This window comes from Saccharothrix hoggarensis (genome assembly GCF_042678885.1).
GTDB lineage: Bacteria > Actinomycetota > Actinomycetes > Mycobacteriales > Pseudonocardiaceae > Actinosynnema > Actinosynnema hoggarensis.
In genome coordinates this window covers 12810-35563 of the sequence record NZ_JBHTLK010000056.1, presented here as the reverse complement: position 1 = coordinate 35563, position 22754 = coordinate 12810, and the positions used below count along the sequence as shown (strand labels likewise).

General features: G+C 73.1%; 23 protein-coding genes. 15 read left to right on the top strand and 8 right to left on the bottom strand.

Annotation, left to right across the window (positions count from 1 at the left end; genetic code table 11):
- The 3 genes from ACFQ3T_RS13670 to ACFQ3T_RS13660 all read left to right on the top strand — a co-directional run.
- Nucleotides 1-202 (top strand): hypothetical protein (locus ACFQ3T_RS13670; RefSeq protein WP_452603480.1); only part of this gene is annotated, 202 nt, incomplete at its 5' end.
- 58 nt (nt 203-260) lie between these two features.
- Nucleotides 261-944 (top strand): VWA domain-containing protein, encoded by a 684-nt coding sequence (locus ACFQ3T_RS13665; RefSeq protein ID WP_380723606.1) that lies wholly within the window; start codon nt 261-263, stop codon nt 942-944.
- Nucleotides 945-946: 2 nt separating this feature from the next.
- Nucleotides 947-1441 carry a Pycsar system effector family protein gene (locus ACFQ3T_RS13660; RefSeq protein ID WP_380723605.1) on the top strand — a complete coding sequence of 165 codons (495 nt, stop codon included), beginning with the start codon at nt 947-949 and terminating at the stop codon, nt 1439-1441.
- 44 nt (nt 1442-1485) lie between these two features.
- On the opposite strand, the gene ACFQ3T_RS13655 is transcribed toward ACFQ3T_RS13660, so the two are convergent.
- Nucleotides 1486-2466, bottom strand: coding sequence for a Gfo/Idh/MocA family protein (locus ACFQ3T_RS13655; protein WP_380723604.1), 981 nt, complete (start codon nt 2464-2466; stop codon nt 1486-1488).
- Between the two features lie 100 nt (nt 2467-2566).
- Here ACFQ3T_RS13655 and upp point away from each other — a divergent pair, with 100 nt between their 5' ends.
- Nucleotides 2567-3193 (top strand): uracil phosphoribosyltransferase, encoded by a 627-nt coding sequence (gene upp / locus ACFQ3T_RS13650; RefSeq protein WP_380723603.1) that lies wholly within the window; start codon nt 2567-2569, stop codon nt 3191-3193.
- 72 nt (nt 3194-3265) lie between these two features.
- Here the strand turns inward: upp and ACFQ3T_RS13645 are convergent, their stop codons facing one another.
- Complete coding sequence (locus ACFQ3T_RS13645; protein ID WP_380723602.1) at nt 3266-4105, bottom strand: SDR family oxidoreductase; 840 nt, start codon at nt 4103-4105, stop codon at nt 3266-3268.
- 207 nt (nt 4106-4312) lie between these two features.
- Here ACFQ3T_RS13645 and ACFQ3T_RS13640 point away from each other — a divergent pair, with 207 nt between their 5' ends.
- The gene (locus tag ACFQ3T_RS13640; RefSeq protein WP_380723601.1) at nt 4313-5587 is read left to right on the top strand and encodes a glycoside hydrolase family 18 protein; all 1275 of its coding nucleotides are present in this window, start codon (nt 4313-4315) and stop codon (nt 5585-5587) included.
- Between the two features lie 88 nt (nt 5588-5675).
- On the opposite strand, the gene ACFQ3T_RS13635 is transcribed toward ACFQ3T_RS13640, so the two are convergent.
- Nucleotides 5676-6269: a TetR/AcrR family transcriptional regulator gene (locus ACFQ3T_RS13635; protein WP_380723600.1), complete on the bottom strand. Its 594-nt coding sequence runs from the start codon at nt 6267-6269 to the stop codon at nt 5676-5678.
- 74 nt (nt 6270-6343) lie between these two features.
- Between ACFQ3T_RS13635 and ACFQ3T_RS13630 the strand changes: the two genes are divergently transcribed.
- The 5 genes from ACFQ3T_RS13630 (at nt 6344) to ACFQ3T_RS13610 (ending at nt 10019) form a co-directional block, all read left to right on the top strand.
- Nucleotides 6344-6550: a type II toxin-antitoxin system VapB family antitoxin gene (locus ACFQ3T_RS13630; RefSeq protein ID WP_015105038.1), complete on the top strand. Its 207-nt coding sequence runs from the start codon at nt 6344-6346 to the stop codon at nt 6548-6550.
- A gap of 402 nt (nt 6551-6952) precedes the next feature.
- Nucleotides 6953-7336: a type II toxin-antitoxin system death-on-curing family toxin gene (locus tag ACFQ3T_RS13625; protein WP_380723599.1), complete on the top strand. Its 384-nt coding sequence runs from the start codon at nt 6953-6955 to the stop codon at nt 7334-7336.
- Nucleotides 7337-7672: 336 nt separating this feature from the next.
- Nucleotides 7673-8056: a MerR family transcriptional regulator gene (locus tag ACFQ3T_RS13620; protein ID WP_380723598.1), complete on the top strand. Its 384-nt coding sequence runs from the start codon at nt 7673-7675 to the stop codon at nt 8054-8056.
- Nucleotides 8057-8100: 44 nt separating this feature from the next.
- The gene (locus ACFQ3T_RS13615) at nt 8101-9009 is read left to right on the top strand and encodes an aldo/keto reductase (RefSeq protein ID WP_380723609.1); all 909 of its coding nucleotides are present in this window, start codon (nt 8101-8103) and stop codon (nt 9007-9009) included.
- An 80-nt stretch (nt 9010-9089) separates the two neighbouring features.
- Nucleotides 9090-10019: an aldo/keto reductase gene (locus tag ACFQ3T_RS13610; RefSeq protein ID WP_380723608.1), complete on the top strand. Its 930-nt coding sequence runs from the start codon at nt 9090-9092 to the stop codon at nt 10017-10019.
- A gap of 121 nt (nt 10020-10140) precedes the next feature.
- Here ACFQ3T_RS13610 and ACFQ3T_RS13605 read toward each other — a convergent pair whose 3' ends face one another.
- Together ACFQ3T_RS13605 and ACFQ3T_RS13600 are read right to left on the bottom strand one after the other, a co-directional pair.
- Nucleotides 10141-10407, bottom strand: a complete 267-nt coding sequence (locus tag ACFQ3T_RS13605; RefSeq protein ID WP_380723597.1) for an RBBP9/YdeN family alpha/beta hydrolase — start codon at nt 10405-10407, stop codon at nt 10141-10143.
- Nucleotides 10408-10420: 13 nt separating this feature from the next.
- On the bottom strand, nt 10421-10870 hold the full coding sequence (locus ACFQ3T_RS13600) for a flavodoxin family protein (RefSeq protein WP_380723596.1): 450 nt from the start codon (nt 10868-10870) through the stop codon (nt 10421-10423).
- Nucleotides 10871-11017: 147 nt separating this feature from the next.
- Between ACFQ3T_RS13600 and ACFQ3T_RS13595 the strand changes: the two genes are divergently transcribed.
- Nucleotides 11018-11350, top strand: a complete 333-nt coding sequence (locus tag ACFQ3T_RS13595) for a hypothetical protein (RefSeq protein ID WP_380723595.1) — start codon at nt 11018-11020, stop codon at nt 11348-11350.
- Nucleotides 11351-11356: 6 nt separating this feature from the next.
- Here ACFQ3T_RS13595 and ACFQ3T_RS13590 read toward each other — a convergent pair whose 3' ends face one another.
- Both ACFQ3T_RS13590 and ACFQ3T_RS13585 read right to left on the bottom strand, forming a co-directional pair.
- Nucleotides 11357-12976 carry a phospho-sugar mutase gene (locus ACFQ3T_RS13590; protein WP_380723594.1) on the bottom strand — a complete coding sequence of 540 codons (1620 nt, stop codon included), beginning with the start codon at nt 12974-12976 and terminating at the stop codon, nt 11357-11359.
- A complete protein-coding gene (locus ACFQ3T_RS13585; RefSeq protein WP_380723593.1) occupies nt 12973-13785 on the bottom strand; it encodes a purine-nucleoside phosphorylase in 813 nt (270 codons plus the stop codon). Before ACFQ3T_RS13585 ends, ACFQ3T_RS13590 begins: the two co-directional genes overlap by 4 nt.
- 82 nt (nt 13786-13867) lie before the next feature.
- Here ACFQ3T_RS13585 and ACFQ3T_RS13580 point away from each other — a divergent pair, with 82 nt between their 5' ends.
- A complete protein-coding gene (locus ACFQ3T_RS13580; protein ID WP_380723592.1) occupies nt 13868-15922 on the top strand; it encodes a tetratricopeptide repeat protein in 2055 nt (684 codons plus the stop codon).
- Here ACFQ3T_RS13580 and ACFQ3T_RS13575 read toward each other — a convergent pair.
- Nucleotides 15919-17631 carry a serine/threonine-protein kinase gene (locus tag ACFQ3T_RS13575; RefSeq protein WP_380723591.1) on the bottom strand — a complete coding sequence of 571 codons (1713 nt, stop codon included), beginning with the start codon at nt 17629-17631 and terminating at the stop codon, nt 15919-15921. The two genes, ACFQ3T_RS13580 and ACFQ3T_RS13575, sit on opposite strands and share 4 nt — an antisense overlap.
- 102 nt (nt 17632-17733) lie before the next feature.
- Here ACFQ3T_RS13575 and ACFQ3T_RS13570 point away from each other — a divergent pair, with 102 nt between their 5' ends.
- The 3 genes from ACFQ3T_RS13570 to meaB are packed head-to-tail and all read left to right on the top strand — an operon-like array spanning nt 17734 to nt 22728.
- Nucleotides 17734-19536, top strand: coding sequence for a methylmalonyl-CoA mutase family protein (locus ACFQ3T_RS13570; protein WP_380723607.1), 1803 nt, complete (start codon nt 17734-17736; stop codon nt 19534-19536).
- A complete protein-coding gene (scpA, locus tag ACFQ3T_RS13565; RefSeq protein WP_380723590.1) occupies nt 19533-21737 on the top strand; it encodes a methylmalonyl-CoA mutase in 2205 nt (734 codons plus the stop codon). Before ACFQ3T_RS13570 ends, scpA begins: the two co-directional genes overlap by 4 nt.
- Nucleotides 21730-22728: a methylmalonyl Co-A mutase-associated GTPase MeaB gene (meaB, locus tag ACFQ3T_RS13560; RefSeq protein WP_380723589.1), complete on the top strand. Its 999-nt coding sequence runs from the start codon at nt 21730-21732 to the stop codon at nt 22726-22728. Before scpA ends, meaB begins: the two co-directional genes overlap by 8 nt.
- Nucleotides 22729-22754 lie beyond the last annotated feature (26 nt).

Below are 22754 nucleotides of genomic sequence, written 5' to 3'. Positions count from 1 at the left end.
TCCCTCGACGCCCGCCCGCCCGGCCCCGTCCACCCGTCCGACCCCGTCCACCCGTCCGACCCCGAGCGTCCGCCCCGCCCCGGCCAGGCCCGCGCCTCCCGCGCCCTCGGGCGGGTCGTACTGGGGGATCGGCATCGTCGCGCTGGTCATCCTCGGCCTGATGGTCTGGGGGATCGTCGCGCTGATCGGCGCGATCTTCTGAGGACGACCACCACCACCGCCACCCGCCCGCCACGCCACGCCGCCGAAAGGAAACCCCGGTGACCGCTGACGCGCTCGACCAGGACTCCGTCATCAAGAGCAAGTGCCTGCCGACGTACCTCGTGTTCGACATCTCCGGCTCGATGAAGCCGCACGAGGCGCTGCTCAACGACACCCTCGAATTCCTCTACAACGTCCTCGTGGAGAACCCGCGCGTGTCGGAGTTCGCGCAGGTCTCGATCATCAGCTTCAGCACCGCGGCGCAGGTCGTGGTGGAGATGACCGACATCCAGGACCTCCGGGCCCTGCCCCAGTTCTCCTGCGGCGGGTCCACGAACTACAGCGCCGCGTTCGCCGCGGTCCAGCAGCGGATCGACCAGGACGTGCCCGCCCTGAACGCGGGCGGCAAGGGCGTGCTGCGGCCGGCGGTGTTCATGATGACGGACGGCGTCCCCACCGACCCCGGCTGGGAGGCGGCGTTCCAGAACCTCGTGGCGAAGAGCTGGCGGCGCCACCCCCACGTGATCAGCTACGGGTTCGGCGAGGCGCGGCCGGACGTGCTGGCCAAGATCGCGACCAAGGGCGCGTTCATCGCCGAGAAGAACACCGAGAGCAAGACGGCGATCACCGAGGCGGTCACCAGCATGCTGCGCACGCTCGTCGCGTCGGCGAAGGCCGAGCAGCTCCAGCTGCCGACCGAGGTCGAGGGCTTCACCACCATCCCGCTCGAATACATGGACTGACCGTGCGCGAGGACGAGCCGAAGGACGCCTACCAGGCCATCGGCCAGTTCAGCGGCTGGGTCGCCAACGCGGACACCAAAGCGGGGTTGTTGGCCACCGCGACGACGTTGCTGGGCGGAGGGTTGGCGAGCCAGCGCCACACGATCCGCGACGCGTTCCGGCCGTCGTCGCTCGCGGACTGGGTGAGCCTGGTGGCGATCTCGGTCGCGATGGTGGCCATCCTGGTCACCGCCATCGCGCTGGTGCTGGTGCTCGTGCCGAGGGCCAGGGTGGCGCGCCAGACGCGGTTCTCGCGCTTCTCCTGGCCCGCGGTGGCGGCCAAGTCGATGGACGAGCTGCTCGCCGAGGTCGACGCGAAACCGGCCGAGGAGGCGTGGTGGACGGCCCGCGACCTGGCGATCATCGTGCACCGCAAGGTGCGCTGGCTCCGGGTGGCGCTGTTCGGCTGGGTGATCGGCGCGCTCGGCCTGCTGGCGTGGGTGGTGGTGCTGAAGTGAGCTGATCCCGCGGCGGGTCGGGCTCGTCAGGCGGGTCGGGCTCGTCAGGCGGGTTGGCGGACCGGCAGGCCGGCGGCGCGGTAGATGTCGTCCACGACCCGCATGGTGGCGACCGCGTCGTCCGCCGTCGTCGGGAACGGCGCGCCGTGCCGCACCGCGTCCGCGAACGCGTCCAGCTGGTACTCGTACGACGGCCGGCGGTCGAACCGCTCGACCCGCCGGTGGCCCTTCAGCTTCACGGTGAGGCGGTGCCCGTGCTGCGGCGAGAACGGGTTGAACACGCGCAGCTCCCCGTTGGCACCCAACACCTTCGCCGACAGGCGCAGCAGCGAGCGCGACCACATCGACGTGACGACCGTGCCGGTGTGCCCGTCCGGGAACAGCAGCTCGGCGCGCATGGCCCGGTCGACGCCCTCGTCCTTCAGCAGCGCGCGGGCCGACTTCACCTCCGGCTCGCCGCCCAGGTACCGCACCATGTTCACCGCGTAGCACCCGGCGTCCATCAACGCCCCGCCGGCGAGGTCCAGCGAGTAGCGGATGTCCTTGAACCGCGGCAGCGGGAAGGACAGGCGCGCCTCGACGTGCCGCAGGTCGCCCAGCTCGGCGACGACCTCCGGCAACCGCAGCGCCAGCGGGTGGTAGCGGTAGTGGAACGCCTCCATCACCACCAGCCCACTGGCCCGTGCGGCCTGCGCCACGACGGCGGCCTCGTCGGCGTTGGCCGCGAACGGCTTCTCGCACAGCACGTGCTTCCCGGCCGCCAACGCCGCCAGCGTCCACTTGCCGTGCAGCGCGTTCGGCAGCGGGATGTAGACGGCGTCCAGGTTGGGATCGGCCAGCAGGTCGTCGTACGTGTCGTGCACGCGCGGAATCCCGTGGTGATCGGCGAACGCGCGCGCCCGCTCGCCGTCGCGCGCCGCCACCGCCGACACCTCGACCGACGACGAGGACCGCCCCGGCCGCACCAACGCCGCCGGCACGATCCGCGCCGCACCGAGAACCCCGATCCGCACGTGGTCGGCCATGCCCAGGAGCTACCCAGGCGAGCGCCGCGTCAACCCCGGTCGTGCCGCGGAGGTGGCGAGCCGTCGGGCGTCGCCCGCGCGTACCACATACTGTTCGACCATGGACGTCCTCGTTGTCGATCACCCACTGGCCCGGGCGCGGCTGACCACCATGCGCGACGCCCGCACCGACAACGCGGCGTTCCGCGCCGCGCTGCACGAGCTGACCGTGATGCTGGTCTACGAGGCCACGCGCGACCTGCCGGTGGCCGAGGAGCGGGTGCACACCCCGGTCGCCCGGACCGCGGGCTACCGGCTCGCCAACCCGCCGCTGCTGGTGCCCGTGCTGCGGGCCGGGCTCGGCATGGCGGACCAGGCGCACAAGCTGATCCCGGACGCGCAGATGGGGTTCGTCGGCCTGGCCCGCGACGAGGAGACGTTGCAGCCCACGCCGTACATGGAGTCGCTGCCGGAGACGTTGGCGGGCCGGCCGGTGTTCGTGCTGGACCCGATGCTCGCCACCGGCGGGTCGATGGCCTACACGATCCGGTTGCTGACCGATCGCGGCGCGACGGACGTGACGGCGGTGTGCGCGCTGGCCGCCCCGGAGGGCATCAAGCACCTGGAGGACTCGGGCCTGCCGGTGCGCCTGATCACCGCGAGCGTGGACGAGCGGCTGAACGACTCGGGCTTCATCGTCCCCGGCCTCGGCGACGCGGGCGACCGCCAGTACGGCGCCGTCCACTGACCGCGGCCGCCCCGCGAGCCGGACGCGTCGGCGTCGGCTCGCGGGGCGACCGGGCACGGGCTCAGGCCCGGATCACGTCAGGTCGGCGGCGTGGTCGGCGGCCCACTCGGCCAACGTCCGACCGCGCCTGCCGGTGACCTCCGCGAAGTCCGGCGTCACGTCGGCCGGCTCCTCGGCGTGCTGCGCCATGTACCCGAGCAGGTACTCGGCGACGTCCCACGGCAGGCCCTCGTCGCGGATCAGCGACGCCCGCGCCTGCCCGTAGGTCAGCCGCTCGAACCCGATCGGCCGGCCGAGCCCCCGTCCGATCGCCTCCGCCTGCTGCCGGTGCGTCAACGCCTCCGGCCCGCTCAGCGTGTACGCCCTGCCGGCGTGCCCGTCGTGCCGCAGCGCGTGCACCGCGACCTCCGCCACGTCGGCCTCGTGGACGGGCGCGCCGACCGACTCCGGGAACGGCGCCCGCACCACGTCCTCGGACTTGATCGTCCGCGCCCACACCAGCTTGTTGGTCATGAACTCGCCGGGCCGGACGTGCGTCCACGCCACCCCGGACCGCTCGACCACCTGCTCGACGTCGTGGTGGAGCTCGTAGCTGCCCGGCCGCTTCGCGGTGACCGCGCTGCTCGACAGGAACACCACCCGCCGCAGGTCGGGCGCGTGGTCCAGGAACGCTTTCGCGTGCGCCGCCGCGTCGTCGGACTCGATGGCGGCGAGCAGGAAGACCGCCGTCACACCGGTCAGCGGCAGCTCGGCCGGCCGGGTGAGGTCGCCGCCGACCACCTCCACGCCGTCGGGCAGGACCGCCTTCGCCGGGTTGCGGGTGAGCGCCTTGACCGGCACGCCCTCCGCCGCCAGGTGTCGGACGACCGCACCGCCGATGGTGCCGGTCGCCCCGGTGACCAGGATCGTCACGTGTTCCCCCAAGGTGTCGGTACTCAAGTTTGAGTAGCCGACGCTAGCGCCACCCCGGCCGGTCGCGCACATGCAAAATTTGCAGCGGGCCGAGTGTCTTCTTTGTTGCCAGATTGGGCCGTTCGGGCGTAGATGTGGTCTAGACCTCGTCACTACCGTGGTCCAGACCACAGCGGCAACGGAGCCGCCGCCACCGCGAGGAGAAGCATGTCGAGCAGGAGATGGGTGCTCCCCGCACTCCTGGCCACGGCGATGATCGTGTCGCTGGCGCCGCAGGCCGTCGCGCACGGCACGTCGAAGCGCACCGTCGGGTACTACACCCAGTGGAGCGGCTACGACCGCAACTTCCTGGTGCGCGACCTCGTCGCCAACGGCACCGCACCGCGGCTCACCCACCTGAACTACGCGTTCGGGTTCCTCGACGAGAGCGGCAAGTGCGTCAGCGCCGACCCGTGGGCCGACTACCAGCGGCCGTTCGGCGCGGAGCAGAGCGTCGACGGGACCGCGGACGTCGCGGGTCAGCCGCTGTCCGGCAACCTGAACCAGCTCAAGCAGCTCAAGGCCAAGTTCCCCAAGCTGCGCATCAACATCTCGCTCGGCGGGTGGACCGGTTCCAAGTACTTCTCCAACGCCGCGCTGACGCCCGAGGCGCGCGCCGCCCACGTGACGTCGTGCATCGACATGTGGCTCAAGGGCAACCTGCCCGGCGCCGCCCCCGGCGCGGCGGCCGGCGTGTTCGACGGCGTCGACCTCGACTGGGAGTGGCCGGCCTCCGAAGCCGCGCCGGGCAACGTCGTGCGGCCCGAGGACAAGCAGAACTTCACCGCGTTGCTGGTGGAGTACCGCAAGCAGCTCGGGGCGCTGACCTGGCGCACCGGCAAGCGCTACGACCTCACCGCGTTCCTGCCCGCCGACCCGCGCCAGGTCGACCGCGGCTTCGAGGTGGCCAAGGTCTTCGGCCTGCTGACGTTCGGCACGATCCAGGGCTACGACTACCACGGCGCCTGGGACCCGCTGACCAACCAGCAGTCCGCGCTGCGCACGCCGGCGGGCGACCCGACCGCGCCGCCGTTCAGCTCGCAGGTCGCCATCGACCACTACCTGAAGTCCGGCGCGCCGAAGGACAAGGTCGTGATGGGCGTGCCGTTCTACAGCCGCGGCTGGACCGGTGTGCGCAACGAGAACAAGGGCCTGTTCCAGCCCGCCACCGGACCCGCGCCCGCGACCTACGAGGCCGGGTACGAGGACTACCGCATCCTCAAGGCGCAGCTCTCCAAGTTCACCGTGCACCGGGACGCCAAGGCCGGGCACGCGTGGTTGTTCGACGGCACCACGTTCTGGACCTGGGACGACCCGGTCGAGATGAAGCGCAAGGGGCGCTACGTGGCCGAACGTCGCCTTGGCGGCGCGATGATCTGGTCGCTCGACGGCGACACCGCCGACGGCGAGCTGATCAAGGCGCTCACGAGCGGACTGTCCTGACAGGGACGGTCCACGGGGTCCGGGGAGGTTTCGCGGCGGCCGCCTCCCCGGGCCCCACCTTTCCGCCCGCTCGCCCCGTGCCGCTCGCTCAGCGGTTCCGCCAGCCGTCCGTGTGCGCACGCAGCGCGCGCTCGTAGACGGGGGCGATCTCGACGCCGGGCGGCAGGTTGCCGTTCAGCTCCAGGCTGACCAGCCCGTGCACCATGCCCCACATCGCCAGCGCGATCTGCTCGTGCGGCGCGGACACGAAGACGCCGCGCTCCACGGCCCGGCCGACTTCCCGCACGACCGGCAGGAACGTCCCCTGCGCCGCCTCCTTGATCTCGTCGGAGGGCTCGAAGTCCGGCACGACCTTGCTGAACATCACCAGGTAGAACTGCGGGTCGGCGAGCGCGCTCTCCCGGTAGGCGAGGCCGATCTGGACGATGTCCTCGACCGGGTCGTCCGTCTGCGGCACGGCCGCGAGCCGTTCACCGAATCGGCGGAACGCCTCCTCGTACACGGAGTTCAACAACGCCGGCTTGCCGCCGAACAACGAGTAGACGGCCGTGGTCGACGTGTTGACATCCGCGGCCAGCCTGCGCAAGCTCAGGGCCTTGGGCCCTTCGGCGGACAGCAGCTCACCCGCGCGTTCGAGCAGGCGGCCGCGCAGCGCGTCGTCGTGTGTCTTCGGTCGTGGCACCCGGGCATCGTATCGCAACAGTGTTATGAAACACGGCCTGGTCATCGTGGTATCAAGTTGGTACCGTCGATCGCATGGCGATGACTCTGCGTCTGAGCGACGAGGAGAACCGGCGGCTCGACGAGCTGGCCGCGGCCGAAGGGCGTTCGAAGCAGGAGGTCGTGCGCCTGGCGTTGGCCGAGCGCTGGGCCAGGCTGCAGAAGGAGGAGCAGCTGTCCGAGGTCCTCGGACGGGTGCTGCCGAAGTACCGGGGCCTGTTGGACCGCCTGGGCTCCGCCTGACCGGCGCCGACTGATCCCCACTGCCGCGGGTGCGGCATCCCGCACCCGCGTGCCGACGCGCGCCACACCTTCGGGTGATCGACCCGCCGCACCCTCCCCGTTCGAACACATGTTCGATAAGATCCATCCATGCAGCTCAACCGCTGTCATCCCCACCGTTCGCGCGGCCACCTCCGTGAACGGCCACGCCGACCAGCGGCGCACCGGTATCGTGCCCCGTTGAAGATCGGATCGCGTCCCGGTCGCGCTTCGGCGCACAACGCGGTCGACAACATCCTCGCCGCCGGTTCGGCGGGGAGGCGATACGGACCTGAGGCGGTGGGCAATGGCACCAGAGGCATCCCGGATGCGGCGTGGCCGCGCCGGAATCCCCGCCCTTCAGGACAGGGAGCGCGTCAAGCAGTGGTCAACTACCTCGACGCCGGCGACTTGCTCGTGCTGGCGACCGCCGTCACCGGCGGGGACCTGGTCGTGCGCGACTTAGGTCTCCTCGATTCCGCAGCCCACCGCCCCAGGGCCACAGTGCTGGGGGTCGAGGCTTACGACACGCTCTGGCTGAAAGCTTCCGCACTGCTCGACTCGATCGTCCGCACCCGCCCGCTGGCCGAGGGCAACTGGCGGCTGGGCTGGGTGGCCGCCGTGACGTTGTGCGACATCAACGGCTGGTGGATCGACGCGGAGGAGGACGAGGCGCTCGACCTCGTCCGGGCGCTGGGCCGGGAACAGATCGACGTCTCCGGCATGGCCGCCCACCTGGAGGCCTGGGGCATGCCCAAGGCCGACTGAGCCACCTGCCCGACCTGGGCCAGTCCTCGCCCGACCGGCTCACCTGATCCGGGGTCACTCGTCCCCGGCCCGCTCGCCTGGCCTGGGTGGGTGCGCGGGCACGGGTCCGGGCTGGTCAGGCGGGCGAAGCCCCGGCGTCGGGCCTGCCGCGGTCGCCCGGCGGAGGCGCCGGCGGTCGTTCCCGCGCGCCCTTCCCACCCGGCCCGCGGGCGGGACGACAGGTCCGATCACGGGCCGCGCCACCGGCCGCACCACGGGCAGATCCACGACCGGACCACACCGAGTACGCCGAATCGGGTTGACCTGGAGTGCACTCCAGCTCCTACGGTCGTCACCGTGACGTACTCGATCGCCCAAGCGGCCGAGCGCAGTGGGTTGTCGATAGACACGCTGCGCTACTACGAGCGGATCGGTCTGGTCGACCCGCCTGCCCGGGACTCCGGCGGCCGGCGCAGCTACAGCGACGACGACCTCGGCTGGCTGGTGTTCCTGACCCGCCTGCGCACCACGGGCATGCCCATCCGCATGATGCGCGAATACGCGCAGCTGCGGCACCGCGGCGCGGCCACCGCGGGCCGCCGCAAGCAGATCCTGTTCGAGCACCGCGCCTCCGTCCGCGAGCGCATCGCCGAACTCCAGTCCTGCCTCGAAGTGCTCGAGTACAAGATCTCGCACTACGAGCAGATCGAGCACACGTTCATCGAAGGGATCACCGCGTGACGCTGCTCGGCGAACTCCGCGTCGGCCCGCAGGGCCTCGGCTGCATGGGCATGAGCCAGTCCTACGGCGCCGGCGACGAGCGCGAGTCCATCGCCACCATCCACCGCGCCCTCGACCTCGGCGTCACGCTCCTCGACACCGCCGACGTCTACGGCGCGGGCGCCAACGAGGAGCTGGTGGGCCGGGCGATCAAGGACCGGCGCGACCGGGTCGTGCTGGCCACCAAGTTCGCCCTCGCCGACCCGGACCGGCGGCCGCGCGGCGACGCGGCCTACGTCAAGCAGGCCGTCGAGGCGTCGCTGCGCCGGCTGGGCACGGACCACATCGACCTGTACTACCAGCACCGCGTTGACCCGACCGTGCCGATCGAGGAGACCGTGGACGCGATGGCCGAGCTGGTCGCCGAGGGCAAGGTCCGGCACCTCGGCCTGTCCGAGGCGGGCGTGGCGACGATCCGGCGCGCGCACGCCGTGCACCCGATCACCGCGCTGCAGAGCGAGTGGTCGCTGTGGTCGCGGGACATCGAGGCCGAGGTGGCGCCGACGTGCCGCGAGCTGGGCATCGGGATCGTCCCGTTCTCCCCGCTGGGACGGGGTTTCCTCACCGGCCGCGTCACGTCCGTCGCCGACTTCGCCGACGACGACGTGCGCCGCACCCTGCCCCGGTTCGCCGAGGAGAACTTCGCCCGCAACACGGCGATCGTCGACGCGCTGCGAGCCCTCGCGGCCGAGCGCGGCGTCACGGCCGGCCAGTTGGCGCTGGCGTGGGTGCACCACCGGGGCGAGGACGTCGTGCCGATCCCCGGCACCAAGCGGGTGAAGTACCTGGAGGAGAACGTCGCCGCCGCCGACCTGCGGCTGAGCGCCGACGAGCTCCGGGCGGTCGAGGACGCCGCGCCCGTCGTCGCGGGCGACCGGTACCCGCCGGAGTTCCTCGAGCTGTCGAACCGGTGAGCGCGTCGAAGGGGGAGGACGGGATCGTGGAGAACCGCCGGTTGGGCGCGCTCGACGTGAGCGCGCAGGGGCTGGGCTGCATGGGCATGAGCGAGTTCTACGGCCCCGGTGACGAGGCCGAGTCGATCGCCACCATCCACCGGGCGCTCGACCTGGGCGTCACGTTCCTCGACACGGCCGACATGTACGGGCCGTTCACGAACGAGGAGCTGGTGGGCCGGGCGATCCGGGACCGGCGGGACGAGGTGGTGCTGGCCACGAAGTTCGCCGTCGTCCGCGACCCGGCGGCACCGCGCGCGGAGTGGGGCCTGCGCGGCGACCCGGAGTACGTGCGGCAGGCCGCCGACGCGTCGCTGCGCCGGCTGGGCACGGACCACATCGACCTGTACTACCAGCACCGCGTCGACCCGACCGTGCCGATCGAGGACACCGTGGGCGCGATGGCGGAGCTCGTGACCCAGGGCAAGGTCCGGCACATCGGCCTGTCCGAGGCCGGTGCGGCGACGATCCGGCGCGCGCACGCCGTGCACCCGATCGCGGCCGTGCAGACCGAGTGGTCGCTGTGGTCGCGGGACATCGAGGCGGAGGTCGCGCCGACGTGCCGCGAGCTGGGCATCGGGATCGTCGCGTACTCGCCGCTGGGGCGCGGCTTCCTCACCGGCCGCTACACGTCGAAGGAGGACTTCGCGGACGGTGACGTGCGGCTGACCCACCAGCCCCGGTTCGCCGAGGAGAACTTCGCGCGCAACCTCGCGCTGGTGGAGTCGCTGCGCGAGGTGGCCCGCGAGCACGACGTGACGGCGGCGCAGATCGCGCTGGCGTGGGTGCACCACCAGGGCGCGGTGCCGATCCCCGGCACCAAGCGGGTGAAGTACGTGGAGGAGAACGCCGCCGCCGCGGACCTCAAGCTGACCGACGCGCAGGTGGCGCGCATCGAGCGGGCCGTGCCCGCCGACGCGGTGGCCGGCACCCGCTACCCGGAGGCGGTCATGTCCTCGCTGGGCCGCTGACCGCCGGAGGGGCCGTCAGGGCAGCAGCAGCGAGTCAGGGCAGCAGCAGCGAGTCAGGGCAGCAGCAGCGAGTCGAGGAGGCTCCGGCCGGCCGGCCACGCGCCGGAGCCCTCCGCGGCGGTCAGGTGACCGACGTCGCCGAGCCGCCACCCGCCGCCCAGTGCACCACCGTGGGCACGCCGAGGCTGTGCGCGACCAGCACGGGCGGCTCCGCGCACGCCGCGACCACCTCGTCCAGCCGCCGCACCCACGCGTCCCGCTCGGGCACGTGCCAGTCGTCCTGCGCGACCCGCGTGGCGCCGGGCAGCTCGGCCGCCCACCGCTCCTGCCGGCCACCGGGATCGGGCCCGAACCAGCCGTCCACGAACACCACCGCCACGGACGTCATCCCACCAGTCGGCTCACATCACCGTGGCGGCGACCGTCGCCCCGAGCTCGCGGCACCGCTCCAGCGCCGCCTTGTCCGGTGCGCCCGTCAACGACAGCGGCGCCGCCACGGGCTGCCACCTCAGCCCCGTCGTGATGTCTTGCAACGCCTTCAGCGCGCCCTCGACGCCGAGGTTGCCGTGCACGTACGCGCCGAACGGCCGGCCGACCGTGGCGTCCAGGCACGGGTAGTAGATCGTGTCGAAGAAGTGCTTCAGCGCCCCGCTGATGTACCCGATGTTGGCGGGCGTGCCGAGCACGTACCCGTCGGCGTCGAGCACGTCGGACGCCGTCGCCGAGAGGGCGGGCCGGCGGACCACCTCGACGCCCTCGATCTCCGGGTCCGCGGCGCCCGCGACGACCGCCTCGAACAGCTCCTGCATGGCGGGTGACGGCGTGTGGTGCACGATCAGCAGGCGTGGCACGCCCGACAGGCTGCCGGGACGCGGGGGAACGTGCAAGCTGGACGGGTCGGGTCGTGGGCCCGGCGGCGCCCGTAGCAAGATCCACAACGGGGGCGCGTGGAACCGGTCCGGCCCCCGCGCGTCCTAGTTGGTGACCGGGAGGGAGTCATGGAAACTCGCAGCATCGCCACGATCAAGCGCAACCGGCGGATGACCTGGGGCGCGGGGGTCGGCATCGGGGTCGGCCTGATCGGCCTGCCCCTCGTCTTCATCGCGCTGTGGCCGGGGGTCGACCACAGCCCGTGGGACGTCAACACGATGATCCTGGCGACCGGCGTGGCCCTGTGCACGATCAGCTACATCGCGGGCCGCATCTCGGTGGCCGCCGCCACGCAGCACCGGCGCAGCCCGGTGAGCCCGCCGTCCAGGCGGCCGTACCTGGTGGCGGGCGGTGCGCTCGTCGTCGCCGTGCTGTGCCTGCTGATCGCCCTGGCGTCCTGAGGCCCGCTAGGGCGCGGTGAGCAGCCGGGACACCTGCGCCCGCAGCACGGCCAACCGCGTGCGGGCGCGTTCCCGGGCTTCGGGCAGGTCGTCGGCCACCGGCTCCACGACCTCCAGGTACGCCTTCAGCTTCGGCTCGGTGCCGGACGGCCGCACGACCACGCGCACGCCGTCACGGGTGAGCCGCACCACGTCGGCCTCGGGCAGCAGGTCCTCGAACGCGAAGTCGGCGGGCGGCTCGGCCCGCAGCCGGGCCATCAGGGCGCCGATCCGGCTCAGGTCGGTGAACCGCAGCGAGACCTGGTCGGTCAGGTGCAGGCCGTGGTCGACGGCGAGCTGGTCCAGCGCGTCCAGCAGGGAACGGCCGGACGCCTTCAACCCGGCCGCCAGGTCGCACGCCACCACGGCCGCCGAGATGCCGTCCTTGTCGTTGACGTGGGACGGGTCGACGCACACGCCCAGCGCCTCCTCGTACGCGAACACCAGCCCGTCGCCCGCGCGCACCAGCCACTTGAACCCTGTCAACGTCTCCGCGTACCGGGCGCCGCGGGCCGCCGCGACCGACTTCAGCAACGACGACGACACGATCGTCGTGGCCACCAGGGGATCAGCACTGTCCACAGTGGACAGTACGAGCGAGCCGAGCAGCACGCCGGTCTCGTCGCCGCGCAGCATCCGCCACGACCCGTCCCGCTCGCGCACGCCCAGCGCGCACCGGTCGGCGTCGGGGTCCAGCGCGATGGCGAGGTCGGCCGACTCGGCGGCGGCCAGCTCCAGCAACCGGTCCGCCGCGCCCGGCTCCTCCGGGTTCGGGAACGACACGGTCGGGAAGTCCGGGTCCGGCACGGCCTGCTCGCGCACCACCCGCACGTCGGTGAACCCGGCCCGCCGCAAGGCCTCCACGGCCGTCGCGCCGCCGACGCCGTGCATGGGCGTCAACACCACCCGCAGGTCGCGCGACGCGCCACGCGGCAGCGACGCGACCCGTTCCAGGTACTCGTCCACCTCGGCGTCGGACACCGGCAGGTAGTCGTCCGACAGCGGCACGGACACGGCCGCCGGCACGCCGCGGATCGCCGCCTCGATCTCCCGGTCCTCCGGCGGCACGATCTGCGCCCCGCCCGCCAGGTACAGCTTGTAGCCGTTGTCCGCGGGCGGGTTGTGCGACGCCGTGATCTGCACGCCGGCGACGGCGTTGTGCCGCTTGACCAGGAACGCGAGGATCGGCGTCGGCAACGGCCCCGGCAGCGTCCGCACGGTGAAGCCGGCGCCCGCCAGCACCCCGGCCGCGGCCCGCGCGAAGTCCTCCGACCCGTGCCGGGCGTCCCGGCCGACGAACACCGTGCCGACGTGCCCGTTCGCCTTGAGCCACGCGGCGAGCCCGGCCGTGGTGCGGGTGACCACGGCCCGGTTCATGCCGTTGGGCCCGGCCCGCACGGGACCGCGCAGCCCGGCCGTGCCGAACGTCAGCGGTCCCGCCATCCGGTCGGCCAGCTCGTCGACGGCGGAGGCGTCACCGCCCATCGCCCGCGCCAGCACGCCCTGCAGCTCCAGCCGGGTCGCGGGGTCTGGGTCGTCGGCGATCCAGCGGAACGCCGCGTCGCGCAGGGCCGGGGTCAGGCTCATGCCCTGGTCACCAGCTCGCGCAGCAGGGCGCCCATCCGGCTCGCCGCCGCCTGGCCCGCCTCCAGCACCTCCTGGTGGTTCAGCGGCTCGCCGGTGATGCCCGCGGCCAGGTTCGTCACCAGCGACAGGCCGAACACCTCGACGCCCTCCGCGCGGGCCGCGATGGCCTCCAGCACGGTGGACATGCCGACCAGGTCCGCGCCCATCGCGCGCAGCATCCGGATCTCGGCGGGCGTCTCGAAGTGGGGACCGGGCAGGCCCGCGTAGACGCCCTCCTCCAGCGACGGGTCGATCTCGCGGGCCAGGTCGCGCAGGCGCGGCGAGTACAGGTCGGTGAGGTCCACGAACCGCGCCCCGACCAGCGGGGACGACGCGGTGAGGTTCAGGTGGTCGCTGATCAGCACCGGCTGGCCGACCGACATGCCCTGGCGCAGCCCGCCCGCCGCGTTGGTCAGCACGACCGTGCCGACGCCCGCCGCGGCCGCCGTGCGCACGCCGTGCACGACCTTGGCCACGCCCTTGCCCTCGTAGCCGTGCGTCCGACCGAGCATGACCAGCACGTTCTTGTCGCCGACCGGGACCGACCGGACGGTGCCGCCGTGGCCGACGGCCGTCGGGGCCTCGAAGCCGGGCAGGTCCGCCAGCGGCAGCTCCGCGGTGGGCTCGCCGATGAGGTCGGCGGCCGGGCGCCAACCCGAACCGAGGACCACGGCGATGTCGTGCCTGGCCACCCCGGTCCGCTCGGCCAAGGCCTTCGCCGCGTCGGTCGCCAGGGCCTCGGGGGTGGTGTTCTCACTGATGGCGGTCACGGCCGCGAGCCTAATAGCCGTCCGGTGGCGCTGCCCGCAGTGCTGCGGTCGGCCCGGCGTCGCGGTGGTCCAAGCTTGGCGCGTGGAGCAGCGGGCCTCGGCGTTCTCGGGATCGACGACCTACCAGGCGGGCCGGGACGTGCACGTCAACGCGCCGCCGTCCGCGATCCCCGGCCTGGCGACGCTGGTCGTGCCGGAAGAGGTGACGCACACCGTCCGCGGCCGGGACGGCCTGCTCACCGATCTCGCCGCGACGGTCGAGTCGGGTGGCCACGTGGTCGTCCTGCACGGCAACGGCGGCAACGGCAAGACGACCGTCGCCGTGCAGGTCGCCCGGCGCGCGTCCGTCGAGGTGTGGTGGGTGAACGCGGGCAGCGCGGCGAACGTCGCCGAAGGCCTCCGGGAGGTGGCGTTGCGCGCCGGCGCGGACGAGGCGGCCGTCCGCCACGCGTGGACGGGCGCCGGCTCCGCGCCGGAGGTGCTGTGGCGGGCCCTGGACGCCCGCGCCGAGCCCTGGCTGCTGGTCCTGGACAACGCCGACGACCCGCGGGTCCTCGCCCCGAACGGCGAGCGCGTCGCCTCCGGGCGGGGCTGGCTGCGCACGCCGAGGTCCACCGGCACGGTCCTGATCACGAGCCGTGACGGCCGCCGGTCGGAGTGGGGCGACCGCACGTTCGTCCCGCTGGCCGTGCTCGACGGCGCGGACGCGGCCCGCGTGCTGCTGGACCTGGCGCCCGAGGCGGGCGCGGAGCCCGATGCCCGCGCGCTGGCCGAACGCCTGGGCGGACTGCCCCTCGGCCTGCGGCTGGCCGGCCACTACCTGCGTTCCACCACCGAAGCGGTCCGGCTGCCGGGAGCCGTCCAGCCCCGCACGTTCGCCGAGTACCGGCAAGCGCTTGCGGAGGGCGCCGACCTGGGCGGACGGGAAACCTTGACGGGGACGTGGGAGCTGTCGCTCGACCTGCTCGCCAACCGCGGCCACCACCTGGCCCGTCCGCTCCTGCGCCTGCTGTCGACCTTCGCCCCGGCCCCGATCCCGGTGGCGCTGCTGGACGCGACCGTGCTCGCGGACGAGGACGTGTTCGCCGGCGTCACCGTCCAGCGGCTCACCGACGCGGTGGAGGGCCTGCGCGGTCTCGGACTGGTCGACCACCGGGCGGACGCGCTGGCGCTCCACCCGTTGGTGCACGACGCCGGCGACCCCCACGCGTCGGACTTCGCGGACCTCCGGCAGCGGATGATCACCGCCGCCACCGTCGGGTCGAAAACCCACGACCCCTCGACGTGGCCGTTGTGGCACGCGGTCCTGCCGCACTGCGCGCGAGTCGCGGACTCCGCGATGGACCTGCTGATCGACGCGGCCGTGTTCTGCCTGCAGGTCGGGTTGGCCGCCGACTCCGAGCGCCTGTTCCGACGGGTGCTGCGGGAGATGACCACGACGTTCGGCGAACACCACCGGGAAACCCTCTTGATGAGGTACACGCTGGCCAACATGGTCGCCTGGCGCGGTGAGGACGAGGTCGCCGCGGCCGAGTACCGCGCGGTGCTCGACGCGCAGCAGCGCACGCTGGGACCCGATCACGGTGACACCGTGGACACCCGGATCGCGTTGGCCCGCATCACCGGTGCGCACGACCCGGCGGCCACCGAGGCGCGGTTGCGCGCGCTCCTGGCCGTGCAGGCCGAAACCCTCGGCGCCCAGGACGAGGTGACGCTGGACACCCGCGCCGAGCTGGCCCGGGAGGTCGTGGCGCAGGACCGGTTCGCCGAGGCGCTGGTGATCTACCGCGAGCTGTTCGAGGCCCGCTGCGCCGTCCAGGGCGAGGAGCACCCGGAGACCATGGACGTCCGGCAGCACCTCGCCTCCGTGCTCTGCCTCGCGGGTGACGTCGACGGGGCCGACGCGGAGTTCCGCGCGTTGCTGCCCCAACAGTCACGGGTGCTCGGACCGGAGCACTCGAGCACCCTGCTCACCAGGGCCTCGGCGGCGATGAACCTGGCCCGCCGAGGTCATCTCGACCGCGCGGAGAGCGAACTGCGCGAGACGATCGCGCTCTGCGAACGGGTGCTGGGCCCCGACCACGTCCAGACGTCGCTCGCGCGCGACTCGTTGGACCGGGTGCGCGAGGCGCGCTAGTCGTTCACCCTGAACGTCGGCGCGATCGTGTCGAACAGCCGGCTCCGGCCCGTCTCCTCCTGCTCCGTCGGCACGACGACCTCCACCACCCACAGGTCCGCGCCCCGCGGCAGGACGCGGGAGTAGCGGCTGCGGCGCAGGTCCGGGCCCGGCGGTTCGGTGCCGCGAGCCAGGTCGGTGGCCCGTTCCACGGTCCGGTAGCTGTACTGGACGCCCGGCTCGACCCCGCCGGGCGGCACGACGTCGGTCGGCTCCAGGGCCTCGCCGAAGTACTGGTCCTCCGCCCACCGGGACCGCACCAGCTCCAGGTAGTCGTGGATCGTGTGGTTCGGGTAGTAGTCCGGGAAGCGCTGCACGGCCACCTCGTACAGCCCGTTCGGCGCGACCAGGTGCACGACCGTGCTCGGCAGGAGCCCCTTGTTGGTCCGCTGCTCCAGGAAGCTGGTCCAGTCGGGCCCGACCTCGATGGTGAACTCGGCGCCCTGCTCGCCGTTCGCGGCGGCGGCGGAGGCGGTGGTCGGGAGCAGGGACGGCGTCTCCGTGATCGCGGGCAGCGCGCGGGTGCTCGGCGACGGCGGCGGCAGGAGGGACGCCCCGGCCACCGCCCGCGTCACCGCGAACCCCGACACGCTGCCGATGGCGAACAGCACGGCCGCCGACAGGGCCACCACCGCGGTCGTCACGGGCCTGCGGGGCAGTTCGCGCGTCACCGGGAGCGGGCGGAGGAAGGGCAGCGGGCCGGGGTCGGCGGCCAGCGGGGTGTCCGGCGGGATCGGCGCCTTGACCAGCGGGACGGGCGCCTTGACCAGCGGCGGCCGCACGACCTCCACCACCGGCCGGGTCGCCGCCGAGTCGGGGAACACGTCGGTGCCCGGCTCGGGCAGCAGCGGCCGGACGAGGCGGCGCACCTCGGCCAGTGCCATCCGCTCCGCCGGCTCCTTCTTCATCAGGCCCGCGACCACCGGCTCCAACGCCCCGCAGGCCGACGCCGACGGCACGTCGCCGTGCACGACCTGGTTGATCGTCTGGAGCACGTTCGCGCCCTCGTACGGCTGCTGCCCGGTCATCGCCGCGAACAGCGTCGCGCCGAGCGACCACTGGTCCGCCGCGAACGACACCCGGCCGCCCGCCGCCACCTCGGGCGCGATGAACGCGGGCGTGCCCAGCGCGATGCCGCGGCTGGTCAGGGTGGCCTCGGCGACGTTGCGGGCGATGCCGAAGTCGGTGAGCTTCACCCGGCCGTCGTCGGCGACGAGCACGTTGCCCGGCTTGACGTCCCGGTGCGTGATCCCGGCGCGGTGCGCGGCCTCCAGCGCGGCGGCCACGGCGTCCGCCACGAGCGCGCCCTGCACGTCGGTCAGCGGCCCGCGCTGCCGCACCACCTCCGCCAGCGACGACGACGGCACCAGCTCCATCACCACGTACGGGTCGCCGTCGACCTGCACCACGTCGTACAGCGTCACCAGGTTCGGGTGGACCAGGGCGGCCGCCGACCGCGCTTCGCGCAGCGTGCGCTCCCGGAGCAGGTCGGCGTCGTCGGCGGGCAGGTCGGCGGGGCGCAGGATCTCCTTCACCGCGACGTCCCGGCGCAGCACCTCGTCGTGCGCGGCCCACACCGTGCCCATCGACCCGCGCCCCAGCACGTGCCGCAGGCGGTAACGCCCCGCGATGAGTCGGTCATGACCGGTGATCGGGCGTTCTTCCTCCACTGCGCCATCATTCACCAGCGTGGAAGACTGCCTTCTGCATCGTTCACGGCGGTGAACCTCACATAGCCGCCGTACTACTGGTGAGTAACACTGCGGAGCATGATGGAGCCGTCAGGCGAGTTGGCGCTGGCCGCCGAATTCCCCGCCCCCGACCGCGAGCAGTGGCTGGACCTGGTCCGCGGCGTGCTGCGGAAGTCGGGCGCGGACTTCGGCTCTCTGATCACCACCACCTACGACGACATCGACGTCCAGCCGCTCTACACGGCGGACGACCGGGCGCCCGACGCCGGTTTCCCCGGCCTGGCCCCGTTCACCCGCGCCGGCCGCCCCCAGGGCTCGGTCGACGGCTGGGACGTCCGCCAGCAGCACCGGGTCGCCGACCGCGACGCGGTCATGGCCGACCTCGAGAACGGCGTCACGTCGCTGTGGCTGAAGGGCCTCGACCCGGCCTCCTACGACGACGTCCTGGCCGACGTCTACCTCGACCTCGCGCCGGTCGTGGTCGACGCGGGCGCGGACTTCCACCGGGCCGGCCACGCCATGCTGCGGGTCTGGGACCAGCGGCCGGTGCTGCCCGGCGAGGTGCGGGGCAACGTGGGCGCGGACCCGTTGGGCGTGCAGGCGCGCACGGGGCGGCCCGCCGACCTCGCCGCGCTCACCGACCTGCTCGGCAAGGCCCGAGAGTTCCCCGCGCTGCGCGTCGTCGTGGTCGACGGCCTGCCGTTCCACGAGGCCGGCGGCTCGGACGCGCAGGAGCTCGGCGCGTCCCTCGCGGCCGGCGTCGCGTACCTGCGGCACCTCACCGACGCCGGGCTCGGCGTCGCGGACGCCGTGCGGCTGCTGGAGTTCCGCTACGCGGCGACCGCCGACCAGTTCCTCACCATCGCGAAGTTCCGGGCCGCGCGGCGGCTCTGGGCGCGGGTCACCGAGGTCGCGGGAGCGCCGGCCCCGCAGCTCCAGCACGCGGTCACGTCGCCCGCGATGATGACCCGCCGCGACCCGTGGGTGAACATGCTCCGCACCACCGTGGCGTGCTTCGGCGCGGGCCTCGGCGGCGCGGACGCCGTCACGGTGCTGCCGTTCGACGCGGCGATCGGCCTGTCCGACGACTTCTCCCGCCGCATCGCCCGCAACACGCAGTCGCTGCTGCTGGAGGAGTCGAAGCTGGCCGGCGTCATCGACCCGGCGGGCGGCTCCTGGTACGTGGAGCGGCTCACCGACGACCTCGCGCGCGCCGCGTGGGCGTGGTTCCGGGAGATCGAGGCCGCGGGCGGGCTGCCGAAGGCGTTCGACCTGGTCGCGGACCGGATCGCGGCCACGTGGGAGAAGCGCCGGGCGAACCTGGCCGACCGGTCCGACGCGATCACGGGCGTCAGCGAGTTCCCGAACCTGGCCGAGCCGCCGGTGGTGCGGGCGCCGCACCCCGAGGAGCCGGGCGGCGGGCTGCCGCGCGTCCGGTACGCGCAGGACTTCGAGGCGCTGCGGGACGCGGCCGACGCCGCGCCGGAGCGGCCCAGGGTCTTCCTGGCCACGCTCGGCCCCGTCGCCGCGCACACCGCGCGGGCCACGTTCGCCGCGAACCTGTTCCAGGCGGGCGGCATCGAGACGCCGAACGCGGGCGCGACGAAGACGGTGGAGGACGTGGTCGAGCGGTTCCGCGAGAGCGGCGCCCGGATCGCGTGCCTGTGCGGCAGCGAGAAGAGCTACGCCGAGCTGGCCGGTCCCGTCGCACGCGCCCTGCGTGACGCCGGAGCTGAGCGAATCCTGTTGGCGGGCAAGGAATCCGGCAGCCCGTTCGACGCGGAGATCGACGAGCACGTGTTCCTGGGCTGCCCGGCGCTGCACGTGCTGGAGCACACGTTCGAGGCACTCGTCACCCCTACCTCCAGCGGAGTCCAGCCATGATCCCCAACTTCGCCGAGATCGACCTCGGGGAGCCCACCGCCGCGACGGCCGCGCAGTGGCAGGCCGCGCTGCAGGAGGCGACCGGCAAGGGCGCGGACGCGCTGACGTGGGAGACGCCGGAGGGCATCGGCGTCAAGCCCGTCTACACGGCCGCCGACACCGAGGGCCTCGACTTCCTGCGCACGTACCCCGGCCTCGCGCCGTTCCTGCGCGGCCCGTACCCGACGATGTACGTCAACCAGCCGTGGACCATCCGGCAGTACGCCGGGTTCTCCACCGCCGAGGAGTCCAACGCCTTCTACCGCCGCAACCTCGCGGCCGGCCAGAAGGGCCTCTCGGTCGCGTTCGACCTGGCCACCCACCGCGGCTACGACTCGGACCACCCGCGCGTGGCGGGCGACGTCGGCATGGCGGGCGTGGCCATCGACTCGATCTACGACATGCGGCAGCTCTTCGACGGCATCCCGCTGGACCGGATGAGCGTGTCGATGACCATGAACGGCGCGGTGCTGCCGATCCTGGCGCTGTACGTGGTGGCGGCCGAGGAGCAGGGGGTGGCGCCGGAACTCCTCGCGGGGACCATCCAGAACGACATCCTCAAGGAGTTCATGGTCCGCAACACCTACATCTACCCGCCGAAGCCGTCGATGCGGATCATCTCGGACATCTTCGCGTTCACGTCGCAGCGGATGCCGAAGTTCAACTCGATCTCCATCTCCGGCTACCACATGCAGGAGGCCGGAGCGACGGCCGACCTGGAGCTGGCGTACACGCTGGCGGACGGCGTGGAGTACCTGCGGGCGGGTCGCGGCGCGGGCCTCGACATCGACGCGTTCGCGCCGCGCCTGTCGTTCTTCTGGGCCGTCGGCATGAACTTCTTCATGGAGGTCGCCAAGCTCCGCGCGGCGCGCCTGCTGTGGGCGAAGCTGGTCAAGGGCTTCGACCCCAAGTCGCCCAAGTCGCTGTCGCTGCGCACGCACTGCCAGACGTCCGGGTGGTCGCTCACCGCGCAGGACGTGTTCAACAACGTGGCCCGCACGTGCGTCGAGGCGATGGCCGCGACCCAGGGGCACACGCAGTCGTTGCACACCAACGCGTTGGACGAGGCGCTGGCGCTGCCCACCGACTTCTCCGCGCGCATCGCCCGCAACACCCAGCTGCTGCTCCAGCAGGAGTCGGGCACGACGCGGGTGATCGACCCGTGGGGCGGCAGCGCGTTCGTCGAACGCCTCACGCACGACCTGGCGCACCGCGCGTGGGCGCACATCACCGAGGTCGAGGCGGCGGGCGGGATGGCGCAGGCCATCGACGCGGGCATCCCGAAGCTGCGCATCGAGGAGGCCGCCGCGCGCACCCAGGCGCGGATCGACTCCGGCCGGCAGCCCGTGATCGGCGTGAACAAGTACCAGGTGGACGTCGACGAGCAGATCGACGTGCTCAAGGTCGACAACGCCGGTGTGCGCGCGCAGCAGCTGGCGAAACTGGCCCGGCTGCGCGAGGAGCGCGACCAGTCCGCTGTGGACGGCGCCCTCACCGCGCTGACCAACGCGGCGGGCGGCGACGGGAACCTGTTGGAGCTGGCCATCTCCGCGGCCCGCGCCAAGGCCACCGTCGGCGAGATCTCCGAGGCGCTGGGCAAGGTGTGGGGCAGGCACTCCGCGCAGATCCGCACGATCACCGGCGTGTACCGGGAGGAGGCCGGCGCTGTGTCCAACGTCGAAGCCACGCGCGAGGTCGTGGAGGCGTTCGCCGAGGCGGAGGGCCGCCGGCCGCGCATCCTGGTGGCCAAGATGGGCCAGGACGGGCACGACCGCGGCCAGAAGGTGATCGCGACCGCGTTCGCCGACCTCGGCTTCGACGTGGACGTCGGCCCGCTGTTCCAGACCCCGGACGAGGTCGCCCGCCAGGCCGTCGAGGCGGACGTGCACATCGTCGGGGTGTCGTCGCTGGCCGCCGGCCACCTGACGCTGGTGCCCGCGCTGCGCGCCGCGCTCGCCGAGGCGGGCCGCGAGGGCATCATGATCGTGGTCGGCGGCGTGATCCCGCCGCAGGACTTCGACGCGCTGCGCGAGGCCGGCGCGGCGGCGATCTTCCCGCCCGGCACGGTCATCGCCGACCCGGCGGGCGACCTGCAGCACGAGCTGGGCGACCAGCTCGGCCACGACGACGTCGCCGCGGGCCGGCCGGCGCGCGATGGCTAGGCCGAACGACGTCGGCGAGTACGCCAAGGGCGTGCTCGCCGGCGACCGGGGCACGCTGGCGCGCGCCATCACGCTGGTCGAGTCGACCCGCGCCGACCACCGGGCGCGGGCGCAGGAGCTGCTGGTCGAGCTGCTGCCGCACTCGGGCAACGCGCACCGCGTCGGCGTCACGGGCGTGCCCGGCGTCGGCAAGTCGACGTTCATCGACGCGTTCGGCTCGATGCTGACCGCTCAGGGGCACCGGGTGGCGGTGCTGGCGGTCGACCCGTCGTCCACCCGCACCGGCGGGTCGATCCTGGGCGACAAGACCCGGATGGCCCGGCTCGCGGTGGACCCGGCGGCGTTCATCCGGCCGTCGCCGACGTCCGGCACGCTCGGCGGCGTCACCAGGGCCACCCGCGAGTCGATCGTGCTCGTCGAGGCCGCCGGCTTCGACGTGGTGCTGGTCGAGACGGTCGGCGTGGGCCAGTCCGAGGTCGCCGTGGCGAACATGACCGACTGCTCGCTGTTCCTCACCCTCGCCCGGACCGGCGACCAGCTCCAGGGCATCAAGAAGGGCGTGCTGGAGCTGGCCGACGTGATCGCGGTCAACAAGGCCGACGGGCCGCACGCGCTGGACGCCCGCAAGGCGGCCCGCGAGCTGGCCGGGGCGCTGCGGCTGCTGCGCCCGGCCGACGCCGTGTGGCACCCGCCCGTGCTGACGTGCAGCGGGCTGGACGGGACCGGGCTGGACGAGGTGTGGCGGCGGATCGGCGTGCACCGGGCGGCGCTGGAGTCGGCCGGCGAGCTGGCCGAGCGGCGGCGTCGCCAGCAGGTCGACTGGACGTGGGCGATGGTGAACGACCAGCTGCTCGCGAGCCTGCGCGCCGCGCCCGCCGTGCGCGCCGTCGTGCCGGAGGTCGAGCGGCAGGTGCGGGACGGCGAACTGACCGCCACGCTGGCCGCCGAGCGCATCCTGGCGGCGTTCCAAGACCGCGCCGGGGAGGCGTGACCAGGACCGGTGACCAGCGGTGATCC